This window comes from Microbacterium testaceum, assembly GCF_001476285.1.
Lineage (GTDB): Bacteria > Actinomycetota > Actinomycetes > Actinomycetales > Microbacteriaceae > Microbacterium > Microbacterium testaceum_B.
Genome location: NZ_LDRU01000072.1, coordinates 1 through 21,576 on the forward strand (window position 1 = coordinate 1; position 21,576 = coordinate 21,576).

18 protein-coding genes and 1 tRNA gene are annotated in these 21,576 nt (G+C 69.4%); 12 read left to right on the plus strand and 7 right to left on the minus strand.

Features of this window, described 5'->3' with window-relative positions:
- Together NS283_RS12560 and NS283_RS12565 are read left to right on the plus strand one after the other, a co-directional pair.
- Positions 1-895, plus strand: an 895-nt coding sequence (locus NS283_RS12560) for a sortase (RefSeq protein WP_058597209.1), incomplete at its 5' end; no start/stop codon positions are given.
- A 462-nt stretch (positions 896-1,357) separates the two neighbouring features.
- Positions 1,358-2,122: a phosphate ABC transporter ATP-binding protein gene (locus tag NS283_RS12565; RefSeq protein WP_241490578.1), complete on the plus strand. Its 765-nt coding sequence runs from the start codon at positions 1,358-1,360 to the stop codon at positions 2,120-2,122.
- 15 nt (positions 2,123-2,137) lie between these two features.
- On the opposite strand, the gene NS283_RS12570 is transcribed toward NS283_RS12565, so the two are convergent.
- Complete coding sequence (locus NS283_RS12570) at positions 2,138-3,535, minus strand: threonine/serine ThrE exporter family protein (protein WP_058597210.1); 1,398 nt, start codon at positions 3,533-3,535, stop codon at positions 2,138-2,140.
- A 181-nt stretch (positions 3,536-3,716) separates the two neighbouring features.
- On the opposite strand from NS283_RS12570, the gene NS283_RS12575 reads away from it, so the two are divergent.
- From NS283_RS12575 to NS283_RS12605, 7 genes are all read left to right on the plus strand, one after another.
- Positions 3,717-5,003, plus strand: a complete 1,287-nt coding sequence (locus NS283_RS12575; RefSeq protein WP_058597211.1) for an aspartate kinase — start codon at positions 3,717-3,719, stop codon at positions 5,001-5,003.
- Positions 5,004-5,229: 226 nt separating this feature from the next.
- Positions 5,230-6,300, plus strand: coding sequence for an aspartate-semialdehyde dehydrogenase (locus tag NS283_RS12580; protein ID WP_058597212.1), 1,071 nt, complete (start codon positions 5,230-5,232; stop codon positions 6,298-6,300).
- A gap of 101 nt (positions 6,301-6,401) precedes the next feature.
- Entirely contained in the window at positions 6,402-7,874 is a 1,473-nt protein-coding gene (locus NS283_RS12585; RefSeq protein WP_058597213.1) for a malate:quinone oxidoreductase, read from the plus strand.
- Positions 7,875-7,878: 4 nt separating this feature from the next.
- Positions 7,879-8,484, plus strand: coding sequence for a thymidine kinase (locus tag NS283_RS12590; RefSeq protein WP_058597214.1), 606 nt, complete (start codon positions 7,879-7,881; stop codon positions 8,482-8,484).
- Between the two features lie 119 nt (positions 8,485-8,603).
- Positions 8,604-9,632 (plus strand): UDP-glucose 4-epimerase GalE, encoded by a 1,029-nt coding sequence (galE, locus tag NS283_RS12595; protein ID WP_058597215.1) that lies wholly within the window; start codon positions 8,604-8,606, stop codon positions 9,630-9,632.
- Positions 9,633-9,695: 63 nt separating this feature from the next.
- On the plus strand, positions 9,696-10,484 hold the full coding sequence (locus NS283_RS12600) for a FadR/GntR family transcriptional regulator (protein WP_058597216.1): 789 nt from the start codon (positions 9,696-9,698) through the stop codon (positions 10,482-10,484).
- Positions 10,481-11,302 (plus strand): siderophore-interacting protein, encoded by an 822-nt coding sequence (locus NS283_RS12605; protein WP_058597217.1) that lies wholly within the window; start codon positions 10,481-10,483, stop codon positions 11,300-11,302. The genes NS283_RS12600 and NS283_RS12605 overlap by 4 nt, the downstream gene beginning before the upstream one ends.
- A 72-nt stretch (positions 11,303-11,374) precedes the next feature.
- On the opposite strand, the gene NS283_RS12610 is transcribed toward NS283_RS12605, so the two are convergent.
- Positions 11,375-12,181, minus strand: coding sequence for an HAD-IIB family hydrolase (locus NS283_RS12610; RefSeq protein ID WP_058597218.1), 807 nt, complete (start codon positions 12,179-12,181; stop codon positions 11,375-11,377).
- Positions 12,182-12,298: 117 nt separating this feature from the next.
- Positions 12,299-12,664 carry an META domain-containing protein gene (locus NS283_RS12615; protein ID WP_058597219.1) on the minus strand — a complete coding sequence of 122 codons (366 nt, stop codon included), beginning with the start codon at positions 12,662-12,664 and terminating at the stop codon, positions 12,299-12,301.
- A 157-nt stretch (positions 12,665-12,821) separates the two neighbouring features.
- Between NS283_RS12615 and NS283_RS12620 the strand changes: the two genes are divergently transcribed.
- On the plus strand, positions 12,822-14,831 hold the full coding sequence (locus tag NS283_RS12620; RefSeq protein WP_153001282.1) for a hypothetical protein: 2,010 nt from the start codon (positions 12,822-12,824) through the stop codon (positions 14,829-14,831).
- A gap of 421 nt (positions 14,832-15,252) precedes the next feature.
- Here the strand turns inward: NS283_RS12620 and NS283_RS12625 are convergent.
- From NS283_RS12625 to NS283_RS12640, 4 genes are all read right to left on the minus strand, one after another.
- Positions 15,253-15,329: transfer RNA gene (locus NS283_RS12625), tRNA-Pro, on the minus strand.
- 183 nt (positions 15,330-15,512) lie between these two features.
- Entirely contained in the window at positions 15,513-17,015 is a 1,503-nt protein-coding gene (locus tag NS283_RS12630; protein WP_153003365.1) for a hypothetical protein, read from the minus strand.
- A gap of 113 nt (positions 17,016-17,128) precedes the next feature.
- Positions 17,129-18,052 carry a metallophosphoesterase gene (locus NS283_RS12635; protein WP_058597222.1) on the minus strand — a complete coding sequence of 308 codons (924 nt, stop codon included), beginning with the start codon at positions 18,050-18,052 and terminating at the stop codon, positions 17,129-17,131.
- Entirely contained in the window at positions 18,049-20,748 is a 2,700-nt protein-coding gene (locus NS283_RS12640; RefSeq protein WP_058597223.1) for a transglycosylase domain-containing protein, read from the minus strand. The genes NS283_RS12635 and NS283_RS12640 overlap by 4 nt, the downstream gene beginning before the upstream one ends.
- Positions 20,749-20,866: 118 nt before the next feature.
- Between NS283_RS12640 and NS283_RS12645 the strand changes: the two genes are divergently transcribed.
- Both NS283_RS12645 and NS283_RS12650 read left to right on the plus strand, forming a co-directional pair.
- Entirely contained in the window at positions 20,867-21,085 is a 219-nt protein-coding gene (locus NS283_RS12645) for a hypothetical protein (RefSeq protein WP_013585749.1), read from the plus strand.
- The gene (locus tag NS283_RS12650) at positions 21,082-21,549 is read left to right on the plus strand and encodes a RidA family protein (protein ID WP_058597224.1); all 468 of its coding nucleotides are present in this window, start codon (positions 21,082-21,084) and stop codon (positions 21,547-21,549) included. The genes NS283_RS12645 and NS283_RS12650 overlap by 4 nt, the downstream gene beginning before the upstream one ends.
- Positions 21,550-21,576 lie beyond the last annotated feature (27 nt).

Sequence of the window (21,576 nt, forward strand, 5' to 3'; positions counted from 1 at the left end):
GGAACACCTGCGCCGTCCGCCCCGCCCTCGTCCGACCTACGCACCGCTGTCGCCGGCGCAGGTGTTCCTGCGCGGGATGCTCGTGTCGGTATCGGTGCTCGTGCTGGTCTTCCTGCTCAACCTTCTCGTGATCAGTCACGTCTCGCACTTCGCCGCGCAGCAGCAGCTGCGCGACACGTTCCGCGCGCAGCTCGCCGCGGGCACGGCACCCGTCAGCGAGGGTGACTTCGAGGATCACCTCCTTGCGGACGGGGCCCCCGTGGGCATCCTGTCCGTCCCGCAGCTCGGCATCGACGAGGTCATCTCCGAGGGGACGACGTCCGGCGTGCTGATGCACGGCCCCGGTCACCGCCGCGACACCGTGCTGCCCGGTCAGGCGGGGGTGAGTGTGGTCATGGGACGCGCCGCGGCCTTCGGCGGCCCTTTCGGTCGCCTGCAGGCGCTGCAGCCGGGCGAGACCTTCACCGTGCGGACGGGGCAGGGCGAGCAGACATTCGCGGTGCTCGGCGTGCGCTACGCCGGCGACCCGACCCCACCGGCCCCCGTGCGCGGTGAGAGCCGCCTCATCCTCATCACGGCCCGGGGCGGCCCGTACCTGCCGACCGGGATCGCCTACGTCGACGCGCGGGCGACGGGCCCGGCGGTGCCGGCGGGTGCGCGCCAGACGACGTCGATGACCCTGCCGCCCGAGGCCAAGCCGCTCGCCACCGACATGACCACGGTCTGGGCGCTCATCTTCGCGCTGCAGTTCCTCGTCGTCGCCGAGTTCGTCGCCGTCTGGGCGTATCGCCGCGTCGGATGGCAGAAGACGTGGATCGTCTTCGCCCCCGTCCTCCTGCTGGCGAGCGTGTTCGTCGCCGACCAGCTCGTCCGCCTTCTTCCCAACCTTCTCTGAGCGGTATCGATCATGACCTCCACCCCCGAAGCCCACGATCCGGCCTCCGACGCCCCCGACGGTGTCCGCGAGAGTCCGCGCGCCGATCTCCCGCGCCCCGACGCGCGCCCCGACCTCGAGTACACGGAGGTCGTGCCGCTCGACGCGGTCCCACCCGCGTCCGACCCCTACATGACGGATGTGCTCACCGCCGACGAGGCACGCATCATCGCCGAGATCGAGCTCGAGAACCTCAGCGCGGGCATGGCGGGTGTGCCCGGGGCCGACGCCCCCTCCACCCGCCGCGCGGGTCGAACGGCCTCCCGTGCCGTCGGTGCCGAGAACCCCGCGCTGGTCACCACCGCGTCCCCGATCGACGCGCACACGGCGGTGCTGGTCCCGCCGTCCTCCGCTCCTCTCGGTGAGGCCGCGGCATCCGTTCGACCCGCTCCGATCGATCCGCCCGCGAGCCCGCTCTCCGAACTGGATGCGCGATCGATCTCGGCGTGGTTCGGCGATCACCAGGTGCTCCTCGACGTGTCGCTGACCATGCCCGCCGGACAGGTGACCGCCCTCATCGGTCCGTCCGGCTGCGGCAAGTCCACGTTCCTTCGCATCCTCAACCGGATGCACGAGCTCGTCCCCTCGGCGGCCCTCGCCGGGGAGGTGCTGCTCGACGGTGACGACATCTACGACGCGGGGCATCGACTCATCGACGCGCGCAAGAACATCGGCATGGTGTTCCAGAAGCCCAACCCCTTCCCGGCGATGTCGATCTACGACAACGTCATCGCGGGGCTCAAGCTCACCGGTAAACGCGCCGCGCGCGACGAGAAGGACCACCTCGTCGAGACGTCACTGCAGAGCGCCGGGCTGTGGAAAGAGGTCAAGGACAGGCTGCGGGCCCCCGGCGGCGGCCTGTCGGGCGGTCAGCAGCAGCGCCTGTGCATCGCCCGTTCGCTCGCGATCAAGCCCAAGGTGCTGCTGATGGACGAGCCGTGCTCGGCCCTGGATCCCACGTCCACGCGCGTCATCGAGGAGACGATGGGCGAACTGCAGAAAGAGCTGACGATCGTGATCGTCACGCACAACATGCAGCAGGCGCAGCGGGTGTCGCAGCAGTGCGCCTTCTTCCTGGCATCCCAGGGGCAGCCCGGCCACATCGTGGAGCACGGCGACACGGATGCCATGTTCGACTCGCCCATCGACCCGCGCACCTACGACTACGTCAACGGTCGCTTCGGGTAGGGCTCGGTCGCGCGCTCAGCGCCGCGTGCGCGCCCGTGTCCGCACCACGCTCGACAGCGTCGCCCGGACGGGCTGACCGAGGTAGATGCCGAGCGACGCCCCGACCGCGAGCGCGATCCCGATGGTCGCCGCTCCCGTGAGCGTCGTGACGCCGGTCATGAGCACGGCCGGGTCGTCGCCCGACTCCACGATCCCCAGCAGCCCGCGGAACACCGCCGCTCCGGGGACCATCGGCAGGATCGCCGCGGTCGTGATCGCCACCGACGGCACGTGCAGGCGGTACGCGACGACGATGCCGGCGAAGCTTCCGATGAACGCGCCCACGCCGCTCGCCGCGGCGACTTCGAAGCCGAGCGACGAGGCGCCGATGTACCCCGCCCAGGCGACCAGGCTCAGGGCCGCGCTGACGACGATGATCCGCGCTCCGGCGCCGTTGATCACCGCGACGGCGATCGCGATGACCGCGGCGCCGATGAACTGCACGCTCACCGGCCCGAGCGGTAACGCGTTCGAGGGAGGCGACATCCCCATTCCCAGCACGCGCACGGTCTCGAGCCCCGCGAGGATCCCGAGCACCACGCCCAACGTCTGCGTGGTCAGCTCGAGGATGCGGCCCGTCGCGGTGAGCGCGAAGCCGTCGATGGCATCCTGAGCCGCCCCGACGACGGTCAGCCCCGCGAGCATGAGGACGATTCCGGATGCCACGATCACCGACGGTCGGATCGCGGCGGCCGCGTCGATCCCGGTGTATTGCAGCAGCGGGGACAGCGCCGCGACCACCGTCAGCACGAACCCGCCGGCGATCTGCGCGAAGAAGTACGGCACGCGCGCCCGGGCCAGGACGTGCTGCGTGGTCGCGGCGAGGCCCGCGGCGATGAACGACAGCACCAGCGCGAGCCAGTTGGCGCCGAACATGATCGCGACCCCCACGGCGAGGCCGGCTTGAGCGGCGATGACGATCGCCGGGCGGTAGCGGAACGGGAGCCGCCGGATCGCCCGGCATCGCGCGATGGCGTCGTCGAGCGCGAGCCCGCCGGCGATCTCGGCGACGAGGGCTTGCAGCCGCTGGAGCTTGGCGTGGTCGGGCACCGACCCCCGCACGACGCGCAGGAGCGTGGTGGGGTGTGAGGCCCCCGGGCGGCTGTGCGCAATCGTGATCGAGTTGTAGGTCACGTCGACGTGCACCGGATCCAGGCCGTAGGCGCCGCAGACCCGCACGATCGTCAGTGTCACCTCGCTCGCCGGTGCCCCGACGACGAGCATCGTCTCGCCGATGCGGATCGCGAGATCGAGGATGCGGGCGGAGAACGCCTCGTCGATGACGGGAAGCAGGTGCGTGTCGGGGGAGCCGGAGTCCTCGGTGTGCACGAGACGGCGCAACGACGACAGCAGTCGGCGCGGGGTGGGGGACAACCGCGAGCCTCCAGAGGCAGAGAACCGGGTGGGGAAGGCTCGATCCTATCCGCGCGGGCTGACCGGGCTCCGCGCATGACGGGGGCGGCATACCCGCGCCCCTAGGATGGACCCTCGGGTGCGGCATCCGAGCGCCCCGTCGTGGCATCCCGACGCTCGTCCCTCCCCGGGAGTTCTCCTTATGGCGCTGATCGTCCAGAAGTACGGCGGTTCGTCCGTCGCCGACGCCGAGAGCATCAAGCGCGTCGCCAAGCGCATCGTCGACACGCGTCGCGCGGGGCACGAGGTCGTCGTCGCCGTCAGCGCGATGGGCGACACGACCGACGAGCTGCTCGACCTCGCGGGTCAGGTCGCCCCGATCCCCGCTCCGCGCGAGCTCGACATGCTGCTCTCCAGCGGGGAGCGCATCTCGATGGCGCTGCTGGCCATGGCGATCCACTCGATGGGCTTCGAGGCCCGCTCCTTCACCGGCAGCCAGGCGGGAATGATCACGGATGCCACACACGGCGCCGCCCGCATCGTCGACGTCACGCCCGTGCGTCTGCGCGAAGCGCTCGACGAGGGCGCGATCGTCATCGTCGCCGGCTTCCAGGGCTTCAACCGCGACACCCGCGACATCACGACGCTCGGCCGCGGCGGCTCCGACACCACCGCCGTCGCGCTCGCCGCGGCCCTGAAGGCCGATGTCTGCGAGATCTACAGCGACGTCGACGGCATCTTCACCGCTGACCCCCGCGTCGTGCCCCTGGCCCGCAAGCTCGACCGTGTCGGCAGCGAAGAGATGCTCGAGCTCGCCGCCAACGGCGCGAAGGTCCTCTACATCCGCGCCGTCGAGTACGCGCGCCGCCACGGCGTGCTGATCCACGCGCGGTCCACGTTCAGCTCGGGCGAGGGCACGTGGGTGCTCGACGCCTCCAAGTCCTCCCCCCTCGTCCCCGAAAGTGAAGCCATGGAAGAGCCCATCGTCGCCGGCGTCGCCACCGACCTCAGCCAGGCGAAGATCACCGTCATCGGCGTCCCCGACGTCCCCGGCAAGGCCGCCGACATCTTCAAGATCGTCGCCAAGTCCGGCGCGAACGTCGACATGATCGTGCAGAACGTCTCGGCCGCCGCGACCGGCCGCACCGACATCTCGTTCACGCTGCCCAAGACCGATGCCACGACGGCGCTGAAGGCGCTCGCCGGTGAACAGGCCGAGGTCGGATTCGAGAGCCTCGTGCACGACGACCAGATCGGCAAGCTGTCGGTCGTGGGTGCGGGCATGCGCACGCACTCGGGCGTCTCGGCGACGCTGTTCGAAGCGTTGAGCATGGCGGGCGTCAACATCGAGATGATCTCGACCTCCGAGATCCGCATCTCGGTGGTCGTGCGCGGTGTCGACCTCGCCGAGGCCGCGCGTCTCGTGCACACCGCTTACGGTCTGGACGGCGAGGCCGAGGCCACCGTCCACGCCGGCACCGGGCGCTGATTCCGGGCACGCGCCCCGTCGGGCGGCGCGAAGGCGGGCGAAACTCCTGAGTTCTCGCCCCGCCCCTTCGTCGTACCCTCGTGATTCCGCCATTCCTCGGCGTATCCCGGTCGATTTCTCAGGAGTTCGGCCCGGGGGCGTCTCGACCACGGCGCCGATCGCGCTACCCTGACCCGAACGCCGCGCGTCGCGGCATCCACCACCCGAAACACCCGAGGAACCTCGCATGACCCGCATCTCCGATTCCGGAATCTCCCTCGCCGTCGTCGGCGCCACCGGCCAGGTCGGCACCGTCATGCTCGAGATCCTCGCCGAGCGGTCGTTCCCGATTCGCGAGCTGCGCCTCTTCGCCACGGCCCGCTCCGCCGGCACCTCGATCGACTTCGGTGGCCACTCGGTCGTCGTCGAAGACGTCGCCACGGCCGATCCCGCCGGCGTCGAGGTCGCGCTGTTCTCGGCCGGTGCCACCGGTTCGCGCGCGCACGCTCCCCGCTTCGCCGAGGCCGGCGCCCTCGTCATCGACAACTCGAGCGCGTGGCGCATGGACCCCGAGGTTCCGCTCGTCGTGAGCGAGGTCAACCCGCACGCGATCGACGAGGCCGTCAAGGGCATCGTCGCGAACCCCAACTGCACGACCATGGCCGCGATGCCGGTGCTGAAGGTGCTCGACACCGAGGCCGGGCTCGAGCGCCTGATCGTCAGCACCTACCAGGCGGTCTCCGGCTCTGGCCTCGCGGGCGCCCAGGAGCTCCTCGGCCAGGTCGAGGGCGTTCTCGCGCAGGGCGACGTGGAGCGGCTCGTCCGCGACGGCTCGGCCCTCGACTTCCCGCAGCCCGAGAAGTACGTCGCCCCCATCGCCTTCGACGTCATCCCCTTCGCGGGCAACCTCGTCGACGACGGCCTCAACGAGACCGACGAAGAGAAGAAGCTTCGCAACGAGAGCCGCAAGATCCTCGAGCTGCCCGACCTCCGTGTCGCGGGCACGTGCGTGCGCGTTCCCGTCTTCACGGGCCACTCGCTCAGCATCAACGCCGAGTTCGCGCGCGACCTCTCGCCCGAGCGTGCGCGCGAGCTCCTCGCCGACGCTCCCGGGGTGAAGCTCGAAGAGGTCCCCACGCCGCTCCAGGCGGCCGGCACCGACCCGAGCTACGTCGGGCGCATCCGTGCGGACCAGTCCGCTCCCGAGGGCAAGGGGCTCGTGCTGTTCATCAGCAACGACAACCTGCGCAAGGGTGCCGCGCTCAACGCCGTGCAGATCGCCGAGATCGTCGCGCAGAAGCTCGCCGCGCGCGTCTGAGTCGGCGGCATCCGGATGCCGTGAGCCGGGGTTGTCTCGACATCGAACCGACCGATCTCTCGATGTCGAGAGACCTTGCAGCCCGCGCCTAGAATCGTCGGGTGACTGAAAACGTCGATGTTCTCCTCATCGGTGGCGGCATCATGTCCGCCACTCTCGGCACGTTGCTGAAAGACCTCCAGCCCGATCTGAAGATCGCGGTCATGGAGCGCTTGAGCGACGTCGCGCAGGAGAGCTCGAACGCCTGGAACAACGCGGGCACCGGTCACGCGGCGCTCTGCGAGCTCAACTACACGCCCGAGGCGAAAGACGGGTCGATCGACCCCGCCAAGGCGATCACGATCAACGAGCAGTTCCAGCAGAGCCGGCAGCTCTGGGCCTCGCTGGTCGCCGAGGGCGTGCTCGACGAGCCGTCGACGTTCATCAACGCGACCCCGCACATGACCTTCGTCCGCGGAGAGAAAGACGTCGCGTTCCTCCGCAAGCGCTACGAGGTCCTCAAGGAGCAGCCGCTGTTCGCGGGCATCGAGTACACCGAGGACTCGCGGGTCATCAACCAATGGGCGCCGCTGCTCATGCAGAAGCGCCGCAAGGGTGAGCCCTTCGCGGCCACGCGCGTCCCCGCGGGCACCGACGTCGACTTCGGCTCGCTCACGCGACAGCTCTTCGCGAACCTGCGCGAGAAGGGTGTCGAGGTCGTCACCAACCACGACGTCAAGAAGCTGAAGAAGCAGAAGGACGGCTCCTGGGAGGTCTCGTACCGCCACGTGATCGGCGGCACCCCCGGTTCGATCAACGCGAAGTTCGTCTTCGTCGGTGCGGGCGGCTGGGCGCTCAAGCTCCTGCAGCGTTCCGGTATCCCCGAGATCAAGGGCTACGGTGTCTTCCCGATCGGCGGGCAGTGGCTCAAGACCTCCAACCCCGACATCGTCGCGAAGCACCGCGCGAAGGTCTACTCGCAGGCGTCGGTCGGTGCCCCGCCGATGTCGGTTCCGCACCTCGACACGCGCGTGATCGACGGCGAGTCCTCGCTGCTCTTCGGTCCCTTCGCCACGTTCAGCCCGAAGTTCCTCAAGAACGGCTCGATGCTCGACATCGTGACGCAGGTGCGCCCGCACAACCTGCTGCCCATGCTCAAGGTCGCCGTCGACAACCCGGGTCTCATCAAGTACCTGATCAGCGAACTCCTGAAGACGCACGCGAAGAAGGTCGACAGCCTCCGCGACTTCATGCCGACGGCGAAGGCCGAGGACTGGGAGCTGCTCGACGCCGGTCAGCGCGCCCAGGTGATGAAGAAGGACAAGGACAAGGGCGGGGTGCTGCAGTTCGGCACCGAGGTCATCACGGCCTCCGACCGCTCGATCGCCGGGCTCCTCGGCGCTTCTCCGGGGGCGTCCACCGCGGTTTCGATCATGCTCGGCCTGATCAAGACGTGCTTCCCCGAGCGCATGCCCGAGTGGGAGCCGCGGCTTCGCGAGCTCATCCCGAGCTACGGCGAGTCGCTCAACACGCACCCCGAGGCAGCGCGCCGAGAACTGGATGCCACGGCCCAGGCGCTGAAGATCAACCCCTGATCCCGTGGCGAAGCTGTACTTCCGCTACGGAGCGATGAACTCGGGCAAGTCGACGGCCCTGCTGCAGGCGGCGTACAACTACGAGGAGCGCGGGCAACGCGTCCTTCTCGCCAAGCCCGAGATCGACACGAAGGGCGCCGATCAGATCGAGAGTCGCCTGGGCGTGAACCGACGGGTCGACTTCCTCGTGGGGCCGGACGACGACCTGCGCGCGGTCTTCGCGGCCGCAGCAGGTCCCGAGCCCGTCGCCTCGCTCCTGGTCGACGAGGCGCAGTTCTTCACCCCCACCCAGGTCGATGATCTGCTCCGCATCGCGGTGCTCGACGATGTGCCGGTGCTCGCCTACGGCATCCGTACCGATTTCCGCACGGAGGCGTTCCCGGGGTCGGCGCGGCTGATGGAGATCGCGCACAGCCTCGAAGAGCTCAAGACCATCTGCCGGTGCGGTCGTAAGGCGATCTTCAACGCGAGGTTGGTGGGCGGCCGCTTCGTCTTCGACGGCGATCAGGTGGCGATCGACGAGGCTCAGATCCAGGGTGAGGTCACGTACGAGTCGATGTGCGCCGCGTGCTACCTGCGCGAGTCCGGCGGCCGCCTCGACGGTCGCTGAGACCGCTCGCCCTCCCCGTGAGGCCCCACATGACGTGCGGCGTACGTACGCGGGGACTGTGGGTGGGCGTGCATTCGGCGCAAGTCAGCGACGACCTCGCCGAACGATAGCCTGGGAGTATGCGCGTACTCCTGGCCGGCGGTGCCGGTTACATCGGAACCCACACGGCCGTCGCCCTCCTCGAAGCCGGCCACGATGTCGTCCTGCTCGACGACCTGTCCGGCACGCACGAGGTCGCCGCGGAGCGCGTGGAGCGCATCACGGGAAAGCCCGCACCGCTCGTCATCGGCGACGCGGCCGACGACGCGGTCGTCTCCGCCGCCTTCGAGGCCCACGGCCCCATCGACGCGATCATCCACCTCGCCGCCTTCAAAGCGGTGGGGGAGTCCACGCAGAAGCCCTTGGAGTACTACTCCAACAACCTCGACACCACGTTCGCGCTCCTTCGCGTGGGCCTGGCGCACGGCATCCGGTCGTTCGTGTTCTCGTCCACCGGGACCGTGTACTCCGACCCGGCCGACCTGCCGTTCACCGAAGAGTCGACGACGAGCATCGACCTCTCGAACGCGTACAGCAAGTCCAAGCGCATGAATGAGGTCGTGCTCGCCGACGTCGCCCGCGTGAACCCCGAGCTCAACGTGACGGTGCTCCGCTACTTCAACCCAGTCGGTGCGCACCCGTCCGGTCTCATCGGCGAAGACCCGGCCGGCATCCCGAACAACCTCATGCCCTACGTCTCGCGGGTCGCGATCGGAACGCTCGACGAGGTCGGTGTCTTCGGGGACGACTACGACACCCCCGACGGCACCGGTCTGCGCGACTACATCCACGTCGTCGACCTGGCCGAGGGACACGTCGCCGCGCTCGAGCAGGCGCAGCCGGGGCACCAGGTCTTCAACCTCGGCACGGGGCGACCGGTGAGCGTGCTCGAGCTCGTCGCCTCGTTCGAGAACGCCGTCGGGCATGAGCTCCCGAAGCGAATCCTCGCCCGTCGACCCGGCGACGTCGCCGCCACGTACTGCGACCCCACCAAGGCGGCCGAGGTGCTCGGGTGGCGCACGCGCCTCACCATCGACGACGCCTGCCGCGACTACTGGAACTGGCAGACGACGAATCCGGCCGGTTACGCCACGCCCGCCGAGGCCTGACCACCGCGCGTAGGCTGATGTGGTCCGGCCACATCGGCCCGGCCGGACGGGACAGGGGATGCCATGCCGGACACCGCACCGCGCGCGTGGCAGGTCGTTCTCGAGCGCATCGAGGCGGACCTGCGCGAGGGGCGCCTGTCTCCCGGTGATCGGCTGACGCCCGAGAGAGAACTGGCGTCGGTACTCGGAGTAGGTCGTTCGAGCGTGCGCGAGGCCATTCGTGTTCTCGAGGTCCTCGGGGTCGTGCGGACCGCGACCGGATCGGGCCCGAGCGCGGGAGCGATGATCGTCACCACCCCGCGCGGCGGACTCGCCGCTTTCCTGCGGTTGCAGGTCGCCGCGAACGGGTTCCCGATCGCCGACGTCGTGCGCACCCGCGTCGTGCTCGAGGGCGATGTCGTGGAGCGCCTCGCGTCGGATGCCGCGGCCGACCTCGGCGAGGTCCACGAGATCCTGGATGCCATGGACGCGGGCGAGCTCTCTCCCGAAGAGTTCCTCGCGCTCGACGCGCGGCTGCACCAAGCGCTCGCCGAGGCCTCCGGCAACGCGGTCATCGCGGCGATGATGGCGGGACTGCGCAGCTCGATCGAGTCCTACACCCAGCTCGGAGCGGCCCGCATGAGCGACTGGACGACGACCGCGCAGCGATTGCGGAGCGAGCACCGCGACATCGTCGCAGCGGTGGGCCGCGGGGACGGCAACGCCGCACGAGACGCCGTCCGTGGGCACATCGCCGGATACTTCCGGCAGGTCGCCGAGGAGCTCGGGGCGCCCGTCGACGACGAGAGCGTCCGCGCGGCGATCATCGACACAGCGCCCGTGGGCGCCCGCCCGGAGAGAGGACTCCCATGACCGACCGCCCCGTTCGACCGCCCCGCCCGCAGCACGTGCTCGAGGTCGTCGCCAGCGAGCGACTCACACCGCATCTGGTCCGCATCCGGGCGCGGGGAGCCGACCTCTCGGTGTTCCGCGAGAATCCCTACACCGACCGATACGTCAAGATCACCTTCGTGAAGCCGGAGCTCGGTCTCGAGCCGCCGTATGATCTCGCGGCGCTGCGGGACACCCTGGCCCCCGAAGACCTTCCGGTCACGCGGACCTACACGGTGCGAGAGATCGTCGGCGACGAGCTCGCGATCGACTTCGTCGTGCACGGCGACGAGGGTCTGGCGGGTCCCTGGGCGGCTCGGGCGCAGCCGGGGGAGCGTCTGGTCGTCTCGTCGCCGGGAGGCGGTTACGCGCCCGATCCTGAGGCGGACTGGCACCTTCTGGCCGGAGACGAGTCCGCCATCCCGGCGATCGCCGCCGCTCTCGAGGCTCTCTCCGCGGACGCCGTGGGAGTCGCCTTCCTCGAGGTGCAGGGGCCCGACGAACACGTGCCGCTCGCAGCCCCGGAAGGGGTCCGCGTCGAGTGGGTCCACCGGGGTACCGCGCCGGCGGGCACGACCCGCGCGCTCGTCGACGCGGTTGCCGGATGGACCCCTCCGGCGGGACGCGGTCACGTGTTCGCGCACGGTGAGCGTGAGGCCATGAAGGGCTTGCGGGACGTGGTCTTCGGGCGATGGGGTCTGCCTCGCGCGCAGGTCTCGTTGTCGGGCTACTGGGCGTACGGGCGCACGGAGGATCGGTTCCAGGCGGAGAAGCGCGAACCGATCGGCCAGATCCTCTAGCCCCACCGCGGGTCCCGACGACGAAGAACGCCGCCTCGTGATCGAGGCGGCGTTCGTCGAATGATGCGGGCGTCAGACCTGGGCGCGGACCGGCAGCGTCGGAATGAGCTCGTCGAGGTAGTCGGCCGTGTCTTCCCAGCCGTGGACCGCGTGGCACGCGACGCCCATGGCGAGCACGGGGTAGTCGTTGCCGTCCGGGTCGAGGCGGTCGCCGACGAAGAGCATGTCGTCGAGGGGGATGCCGGTGGCATCGGCCAACTGGCGCATGCCGTAGGCCTTGTCGATGCCCCGGTGGGTGATGTCGACCGAGGTCGAGCCGCCGGAGCGGACCTCGAGGTCGGGGATGCGGGCTGCGACGGCCTCGCGAAGGCTGTTCTTCTTCTCCCCGGTCGGGTCCCACGCCATCTTCGCGTCGAGCGGCGCGCTTTGACCGAGCGCCGAGAAGGTGATCTGAGAGCCGCGGTCCTCGAGGATCTCGCCCCACGGTTCGGCTTCCCAGAGGCCGAGACGCTCGGCCTCCTCGCGGACGGCGGACAGCGCCCGCGTCTTCTCGTCTTCGGTGAGGGAGTGGGCGTAGACGGTCAGGATGCCGTCGGCGCCGAGACGGTAGTACTGCGTGCCGCACGTCGGCATGAGGTGCAGATGGTCTAGGAGCGCCGGATCGGTCTGCGGCAGTCTCTCGACCACCTGCGACCGGAACTGCTGCAGCTGGCCGCCGGAGATGATCGCGACCTCCACGCGCTCCGCGAGAGCGAGCAGGAGGTCGCCGATACGAGGATCGATCGCGGTCTTGGACGGGGCGAGCGTGTCGTCGAGATCGAAGGCGACGAGACGGGGCGTGGTGTCGGGCACGGTGCTCCTGAGCGGTAGTGGCCGCATCGCGGGTGGCGGCACGGTCGGCGTTCGCCGGACGCGGGTGACCGCGCGGCTTCAGCCGATTCTAGGCGTGTCGGCACATCGTCGACGGTGGGCGGGCCGAGCTTCGGGCCTGCGCGGTCAGGCCTTGCGCGTGAGGGTGCCGATCGTGGCTCCGTCGCCGTCGAGGACGGTCATGGTGTCGCCATCGATGATGGCGCTCGACAAGCCGCGCAGCCACGTGTCGACGTCCGGGCACGCGCGGAGGGTCGACGCGCCGCGCGTGACCTCCACTCTGCCGTCCGTGACCGTGTACGAACCCAGGATGCCGTTGCATCCGTCGCTTCCTCGCAGGTCGCCGTTCTCGAGGATGAGGAATGCAGGCCCCTCGGCCTCCCAGCGGCCGTCTTCCGACGCGCTCTCCTTCGCCCCCGCTGCCGCGGCGCAGCCTGCCAGGCCGATACCGACGGCGGAGAAGGCGGCTGCGGTGAGAAGACTTCTGAACATGAGATTCTCCTCATTTTCGACCGAATACGAAAATACTTTCATAACAAACGTTCAGCTTGTCGTAGGGTAGGCGTCGACGCTGTGAGGTGGGTGGGGGCCCGAACGCGATCCCCGGCCGTTTCGCGCGTCGTTCCACCGACACACACGAGATGAGACGATGACAAGAAACATGAAGCGCACGGGGTGGGTCGCTGCGTCCGCCGCTCTCGCGCTCACTGCGACCGGCCTTCTGGCCCCCGCGGTGGCCTTCGCCGGTGACAATCAGTCGATCGCACCCACGGCAGGTCCTGAGTTCGACTCGACCGCTCGCGAGCTGCTCAGCAGCGGCGACCAGGTCCAGGCGGTCGCCAAGGACGGCGAAGGCAACGTGGTCGTGTTCACCACCGCCGAGGAGTCGAACCTGGAGGGCGAGGCCAAGTCCTTCGTCCAGACCAAGTCGAACGTCAAGGTCCAGCACATCGACAGCGAGTTCTCGGCTCTGGCCGAGAACGACGTCGTGGGTGGCGCCGGGTACCTGGGCTACGAGTCGGCCGACCCGTCCAACGGCGGATACTGCTCGGTCGGATTCAGCGGCTGGACCCCGAAGGGCGACCCCGCGGTCATCTCCGCCGGTCACTGCGCCGTCGACGGCGTCATCGACCGCAGCATCCTGACCGTCCCCAGCAGCGACCCCGCCGGCGGCGGAAGCCAGTCGGAGCCGATGGCGGCGCTCGGCTCGCTGTCGTTCTGGCAGTTCGGTGGCCCCGACAACTCGCAGGGTTCGGAAGGCGACGTCAACTCGGTCGACATCTCGACCATCGACGTGACCAACGAAGACCTCGACCTTCTTCCGAAGGTCACCGACTGGAAGACGGCTTCGTCGGAAGACCTCGCCGCGTCGACCATCGACGTGCGCGCCGTGGGCTCGGCCCAGGTCGGCCAGGCCGCCTCGAAGTCGGGTCGCACCACCGGCTTCACCACCGGAACCGTCGACGCCGTCGAGGGCTGGTCCCGCATCGGCAAGCCCGACGGGACGTTCCGCTGGGTCTACGGCTTCGCCGTCGTCAGTGACCAGCGCGTCGGTGCCCCCGGCGACTCGGGTGGCGCTGTCATCCAGGGCAACACCGCCGTCGGTCTCGTCTCCGGTGGTACGGAGTCGGGCACCTGGATGTGGGCCGCTGACCTGCAGCAGGGTCTCGCCCAGACGGGTGGCTACACCGTCGCCATCAAGATCGACGACCCCGCACTGACCTCGCCCGCCAACGGCGGCACGGTCGGCGTCGGCGCTCCCATCACGGGTACCGCCCCGGCCGGCACCACGCTGAAGGTCACGCCCGCTTCGGGTGACACGTTCGACGTGCCCGTCGACGGCAACGGCAACTGGACGTTCAACGCGCCCGACAAGCTCGGCACGTTCGCCTTCTCGATGACCGCGGTCAACGGCTACAACAAGTCGTCGAAGGTCGACGCTTCCGTCGAGGTCAAGGCTGAGGCGCCGGTCATCACGACGCCCGCCAACGGCTCCACCGTCGAGACCGAGGTCACGGCGATCTCGGGCACCGGCCTCGCCGGCGCCACGGTCACGGTCGAGGGCGATGTCGACGGCACCGCCAAGGTCGCCGCTGACGGCACCTGGTCGGTCAAGGCCGACCTCGGCTACGGCAACTACACCGTTACCGCCTCGCAGGCGCGTGACGGCGAGACCTCGGCCGAGGCGACCTCGTCGTTCACCGTTGCTCCCACGGCTCCCACGATCACGGGTATCCAGGACGGTGCCACCTACAGCGGTGACGCCATCCCGACCTCGGTCTCGGGTACCGGTGTGAACGGTGCCGTCGTGTCGGTCACCGTGAACGACGCCAAGGTGGGTCAGGCCACGGTCAAGGACGGCAAGTGGTCCGTCGCGCTGAAGGACGCGCTCGGTGAGGGCGCCTACACGGTCGTGGCCACGCAGACGATCGACAGCGTTTCGAGCTCCGCCTCGGTGAGCTTCGCGGTCGCGGCCGCCCCGGCGCCGAGCCCGTCGCCCACCGCGACCCCCGGCCCCGCCGGTGGTGGTAACGGTGGCGGCAAGCTGCCCGTCACCGGTATGGGTGACCCGGCCCCGCTGGCCTGGGGTGCCGTTGCGCTCCTGCTCGGTGGAGTCGGTGCTCTCGGCTACCGTCGCCTGCGTCGCGTCGAGCGCTAAGCACGTCTGAGTGAAAGCACCCCGGTGCTCCTTTGCGGAGCGCCGGGGTGCTTTTGTGTGTGCAGGGGTTCGCTCGACCCACGCGAAGATTTGGGCACGCGTCCCCCCGCCCGCCGTCCGCGGTCGCGTGCAACCGAGACGAAGGGCGCCGACGTGGCCGTTCGCCGGCAGCCGGTGGGCGATGTGTCCGGGGCGAGGCAGCCGGACCTCACGCGGGATGCCCGCTGCTCTCGTCTGCCCCGGGCAGCGATCGCTCGTGGGGCGCACGCGGGCGAGGGGGGCGCGTGTGCGCGAGGGTGGGGCGTGCGCGCCTCGCTGTGGCCGCGCCTCGTGCTGGGAGCCGAGCGGGGCCGGGGTGGAAAAAGAGAAGCGCTCGGACCCGTGAAGGGTTCGAGCGCTTCTCTCGTCCGGATGAGGACAGTGGTCGGGGTGACAGGATTTGAACCTGCGGCCTCGTCGTCCCGAACGACGCGCGCTACCAAGCTGCGCCACACCCCGTGGCCAACCCTAAAAGTCTACCCCGTCCGCGGACGTGCGCCCAATCGGCGTGCACAACGGGAGTGTCGGTTGCAGGGCGTGTCCTCGCGGAAGCTCCGCACGCGGCGTACGGACGGGCTCCCGCGAGGACATCGGCCCCGCACATCGGGCGGGACGTTGCCCGCCGGACGTCAGCGACGCGCGTCAGGGGTGACGTGTCGGGCGGCGCCTCGCGACGATGGCTGCCCCGGTGCCGAGCACGATCGCGATGATTCCTCCGACGGCGGCTCCGCCCGCGGAGGCGCTCGCGACGCCCGTGGCGGCGAGGGCCGTGGGAGTGGGTGACGCCGACGGAGCCGCCGATGTCGTCGGGGTCACCGTCGGCGTGGGCGTGTGCGGCGGTGGCGTGGGGGCGAGCTGCTCCGTCTGCGACGGGGAGGCGAAGCGTTCGGCCCAGGCGTATCCCCGAGGCAGGTGCGGCGCGACAGCCGGGTCCTGCTCATCGCGGGAGATCCGCCAGACGGCGGTGTACACGCCCGGACCCGGAAGACGGTCGGCGAGCTCAACCCGGTAGGTGCCCGGTCCTCGGGCGGGATCCGTCGCCAGCGTGAGTCGGGCCACGGGGGAGAGGTTCGAGGGCACCTCGTCCGACTCCGCGGGGAATGCCCCGGTCCGGTAGAGATCGGCCGTCGCGCTGAGCGGGACGAAGGAGCCGTCCGCGAGGCGCGGCCACACGCCGTCGTCGACGGAGACGGTCACGTCATCGATGAACCGATCATTCTCGATGCGAGCCGAGGTCTCGATCCGAGGGCGGAACTGCACGGGGCGCGCGGAGGTGTCCTCCGTGGCGAGGGCGAAGGTCTGCGGATCCGCGGGACCCGCGGACTCCTGCTGACCGGGCGTGCTGTACAGGCGCACCGCAGCCGCGCGCACGGTGAACGTCCCGGACGCGCGAACGGTGTATGGACGCCCGTCGTTGCCCTCCGGGCGGGGAGCAGAGATCGGGTAGACGACGCCGGCTCGGACGTCGTTCCGTTCCGCGGAGCCCGTGTCGGCGAACACGGCGTTCTCGAGGCGCAGGACGCCACTCGCGTCGGGGTCGACGTCGGCGACGATTGTGCCCTCGGTCGGCTCGTCAGCGGCAGTCGTCAGGGTGAGGGACCCGCCGACGTGCGGCACGCGAACCGCGGCGGCCTCGGTGAGGTACTGCTCGACCCGTGTCTGAATTGCCGCGCTGTTCTCCGGGCTGGCGCGGCGCATGATGTAGTCGATCGCTTCGCTGAGCGAGTCTCCGCTGTACCCCCAGGAGTGAAGCGTGGTGTCGCGGTCGACGATCGCCTTGACGGCCCACCCCACGCTCGCGGCCTGGACGGGATCGTCGGTCTGGCCGTACGTGGAAACGAGATGGTTGATCGAGACGAGCTGCTGGGCGCTGAGCCCTCGTACGTCGGAGCTGACGCCGAGGTCGGTCGTCGTTCCCGTCGCGACGGGCAGTCCGGGATGGATGCAGTACGTGTGAACGGCGCCGACGCGCATGGACCCGTGCCATCCCGTGGAGGACAGGGGTGCCCACGTGCCGAATCCCGTTCCGCGATCAGCAGCCGTCGCCGGCGCGGCGAAGAGGGCTGTGGCGGTAGCGACCAGAGCGAGCACGGCGAGCAGCGCGCGTCGACGTCGGGGAGGTCGGGAGGAGCGGGGGTGATGCATGGAGAGTCCCTTCGATTGAGAGACTCGATCTTCGCTTCGCGACGAGTCCGCGAAACGGGCGAAGGGGCCGTTCCGTGGACGGAACGGCCCCTTCGGACGGTGTGCAGAAGCGGTCAGCGGGGCAGCAGCGTGAGCAGCGTCGCCTCGGGCCGACACCCGAAACGAACGGGTGCGTAGATGGAGTGGCCGAGGCCCGCGCTCACGTTCAAGGGCACCGAGCGGCCGCTGTGGGACCACTCGCTGAGGCCGCGCGCCTGGTCGAGCGGGAGGTCGCAGTTGGACACGAGTGCTTTGCGGCTGAAGGGCACTCGCACCTGACCGCCGTGGGTGTGTCCCGCGAGAAGGATGTCCGCCCCCAGGTCGGTGAACGTGTCGAGCGTTCGGCGGTACGGGGCGTGCATCACTCCGAGCGTGAGGTCGGCGGCATCCAGAGTCGCCAGGACCGGCGGAATCTGCTCGGGGCGGTCCCACTTGCGGTGGGCGTCGTTCACTCCGAACGCCGTGATGCGCACACCCTTCACCTCGAGCGATACGGCGGTGTCGTCGAGGATGTTCCAGCCGAGGTCGTCGGAGAAGAATCGGTCGAGAGCCTCGACGTCGAGGTGCTTGTGGGCGGGGACGTTCCCGGAGGGGCCGAGGAAGTACCGCAGGGGATTGCGCGGCGACGGCTCTTGGAAATCGTTCGATCCGTGCACCACGAGCCCGGGGATGCCGCGCAGGGGTGCGAAAGCGGTACGGATGCCGGTGAGCCCGTCGCGGTGGCCGAGATTGTCGCCCGTGTTCACGACGAGGTCGGGCGACAGGTCCGCGAGCCGGGCCATCCATTCCTGCTTACGGTGTTGCCACGGAGCCATGTGCGCGTCCGACACGTGGAGGACGCGAATCGGTTCCGCGCCCTTCGGAAGGACACGGAGGGCGTGGTAGCGGACCGTGAAGAGGTAGCGCTCGATGCCGACGCCCCAGACCGCGGCGCCTACAGCGGCCGCCCCCGCAACCCCGAGGGGTGCGAGGGCGGCCGTCACTGCGGGACGGGTCACGGGCAGTCCTTCGCGGCGATGCTCAGCGACACCGGGGTGTTCTTGTTCGTCGCGGTCCCTGCGGCGGGGTTCGTCCCCGTCACGCGGCCCTCGGCGGGTGCGCTCGCGTCCTTCTCGCAGCTGCCGATCGAAACGGTCCCGAAGCCTGCGGCGAGCAGAGCGGCCCGGGCGGAGCTGACGGGGTTCCCGGACACGTCCGGCACCGTGGCGCCCTGGCCGTTGCCGGGGCTGATCGTGATCGTCGATCCCGCGGGCGCCGTTCCCCCACCGGGGTTCTGTGCCGCGACGCGATCGCCGCCCATGTCGGAATCGACGGGGGAGCCCACGGTCACGCTGAAGCCTGCGGACTCGAGCGTCGATCGGGCGTCGTCGATGCTCTTGCCCACCACGTTCGGCAGGTCGCGCTGGATCGTGCGCGTCAGGTTCGACGGCGGCTGGGGGAAGGCGTCCCCTCCGTAGAACTCGTCCGCGGCGCTCTGAGCGCCCTCGGCGATCGTGTACCTCATGTTCGAGAGCTGTTGCCCGTTCCAATACTTGCCGAACAGGGTCTCGGTGCCCTCCCAGTTGCCGACCCACACCGCGGTGGTGACGTTGGTCGAAGACTCGATCATCCACGTGTTCCAGCCCTCGTGGGTACCGGTCTTGCCGATCAGGGCGGTTCCGTCGAACGGGTTGGCCGACTGTCCGGTTCCGCCGCCGGTCATGACCCCCTGCAGAGCGTAAGCGGCCGCGGCGGACACCTCGGGCGTCAGGGTACCGGGCGTGCACTGGCGGTCGGGGATCGGACGCTCGGCACCGTCGCTGTCCGTCACCTTGTCGATGACCTTCGGCTGGCAGTGGGTGCCGCCGTTGGCGACCGTCGCGTAGGCGCCGGCCATCGCGATCGGAGAGACGTTGTCATCGCCGATGACGTTGTTGGCGACCCGCATCTCGATGTCGGTGCCGTCGCCACGGGTGACGCCGAGCTTCTTGGCGACCTTGGCGATGTCACAGAGGTCGAGCTGTGCGGCCATCGCGAGGTACCCGGTATTGAGCGAGTTCTTGGTGAAGGTCATCGGGGTGCCGTAGTAACCCGGGTCGGACGCGAAGTTGTTGATGATGGTGCCGCCCCCGTTGATCCAGTCGCCGTAACAGGAGTTCTTCATGTTCGGCACCGGACGCAGGCGACCGTTGAGGTTCTCGTTGAGCGAGTGGCCCTTCTCCAGCCAGTCCACGAGTGTGAACAGCTTGAAGGTCGACCCTGCGTTGAAGCCGATGGAACCACCGGTGTCCTTGTCTCCCGCGAAGACGATGGAGTTGTAAGCGGGGTCCGACTCGGCCTGCGTGGGATCCTGCGTGAACTTCGTGTTCTGCGCGATGCCGAGGATGCGGCCGGTCTTGGCCTCCATGCTGACCGCGGTGGAACCGAACTTCATTCCCTCGAAGCTCTGCGGCGCGTTCTCGTTCATCGCGGTCTGCGCGGCATCCTGAATACGCCAGTCGAGCGTGGTCTGGATCGTGAGACCGTCCTGGCGGAGCGCGTCGACGCGGTCGTCGACGGTGGCGCCGAAGGCGGGGTCGTTCAGGATCGTCGCGACGACGTACTGGCAGAAGTACGGGGCGCCCGAGTTCGCGCAGCCCTGGTCGGTCGCGGTGATCTGCGGGGTGATCGGCTCGATGGCCGCCGCGACGTATTGCTCGTGCGTGATCTTGCCGTCCGCTTCCATGCGGCTGAGGACATACAGCTGGCGACCCTTGGTCTCGCTGTAGCCGTCGGCGGCGTTCACGAGCTGCTCCTGCGTGATCTCACCGTTGTCGCGCAGTGTGTAGAGCGCCTGGATGGTGCTCTGGTCGACGTCGTCGATCGACCCGTCGGGTGCCTTGTTCCACGACGTCTCGCCGTCGCTGATGGACCCTTCCTGGCGGTCGATGCGGAAGCGGTTCGGGTTCTGCACCATGCCCGCGAGGACGGCGGCCTGGCCCACGTTCAGCTGCGCGGCCGGGACGTTGAAGTAGTACTTGGCGGCTGCGTCGATGCCGTAGGTCACACCGCCGAAGTTCGCGATGTTGAGGTACCCGAGGAGGATCTGATCCTTCGTGTACTGCTTCTCGAGCTGGATGGCGTACCGCATCTCCTGCAGCTTGCGCTGGTAGCCCGCGACGCCGTCGGACTGGATCGCCTCGAGGGCGCACGCCTGCAGGGCCTCGTCGCGCGTCTGCGCGGGCTGGCCGTCGGAGCCGTCCGTCGCTTTGGCGTCGCGCTCGCAGCGCTGCACGAGCACGTTCTTGACGTACTGCTGGCTGATCGACGAGCCACCCTGGGTCTCGCCGCCGGAGGCGTTGCTGAGGAGCGCACGGGTGGTACCGATGAGGTCGACGCCGCCGTGCTGGTAGTACCGCGGGTCCTCGGAGGAGAGGATCGCGTCGTACATGACGGGGTTCACCTGGTCGAACGTGACGGGTGAGCGGTTCTGGTCGTAGAACTTCGCGAGGACCCGGTCGCCGGCCATGAGCGTCGTGGGCAGCATGAGCGCGTCAGGCTGCAGGTAGCTCGGCATGTTGTCGAAGATCGTGATGGCGCTGCTGGCGGCGGCACCCGACACGGCGATCGCCGGGGTGACAGCGGCGGTCAGCAGAACACCGGCGGCCGTGCTCAGACCGACGAGGCCGAGGATGCCGCCGAGCGCACCGCTAGCCGTTCGTTTGTTCTCAGGCATAGGGTTGATGCTAAGCGACGTTGCTGGGCGATGCCTCGATGGCGTGCGCTCGCGCGCGTACGCGTCCTGGCCGCGCACATCTCGTGCGCGGCATCCGAGTCACCTCCGGGAGCTGCGAATGACCACGTGGGAGTACCTCACCACTCCGCTGTTGATCCACAACACCGCGGCGATCCTCAACAACTGGGGAAAGCAGGGGTGGGAGCTCGTGCAGGTCGTCACCGGCCCCGAAGGCGGCCTCGTGGCCTACTTCAAGCGCCCGACCGGCGGCGGCACCGCCAACGCGGGTCTCGGGGCAGCCGAGGCGGCTGCACGTCAGTTCGAGGGCCAGCAGTGAGCGTCGCGGAGCGTCTCGCCGAGCTCGGTGTCGAGGTCCCCTCGGTCGTCCCGCCGGTGGCGGCCTACATTCCCGCGAAGCAGCACGGCGATCTCATCTACACCTCCGGTCAGCTGCCGATGGTGCAGGGCTCTCTGCCCGCCACGGGCAAGGTCGGTGAGGCCGAGGGTCTCGTGAGTCCCGCAGATGCCAAGACCTACGCGCGTCAGTGCGCGCTCAACGCCCTCGCGGCAGCTGCGGCCGTCGCCGGCGGTGTCGACAAGCTGACCGGCGTGCTCAAGCTCACCGGGTTCGTGGCATCCGTCCCTGAATTCACCGGGCAGCCCGGCGTCATCAACGGCGCGAGCGAGTTCCTGGGCGAGGTCTTCGGCGATGCCGGGGTCCACGCACGCTCCGCCGTCGGTGTTCCCGTTCTGCCTCTGGACAGCCCGGTCGAGGTCGAGGTCGTCTTCACCGTCGCCTGAGCCGAAAGAACGTCGGAGGGGGCGGGA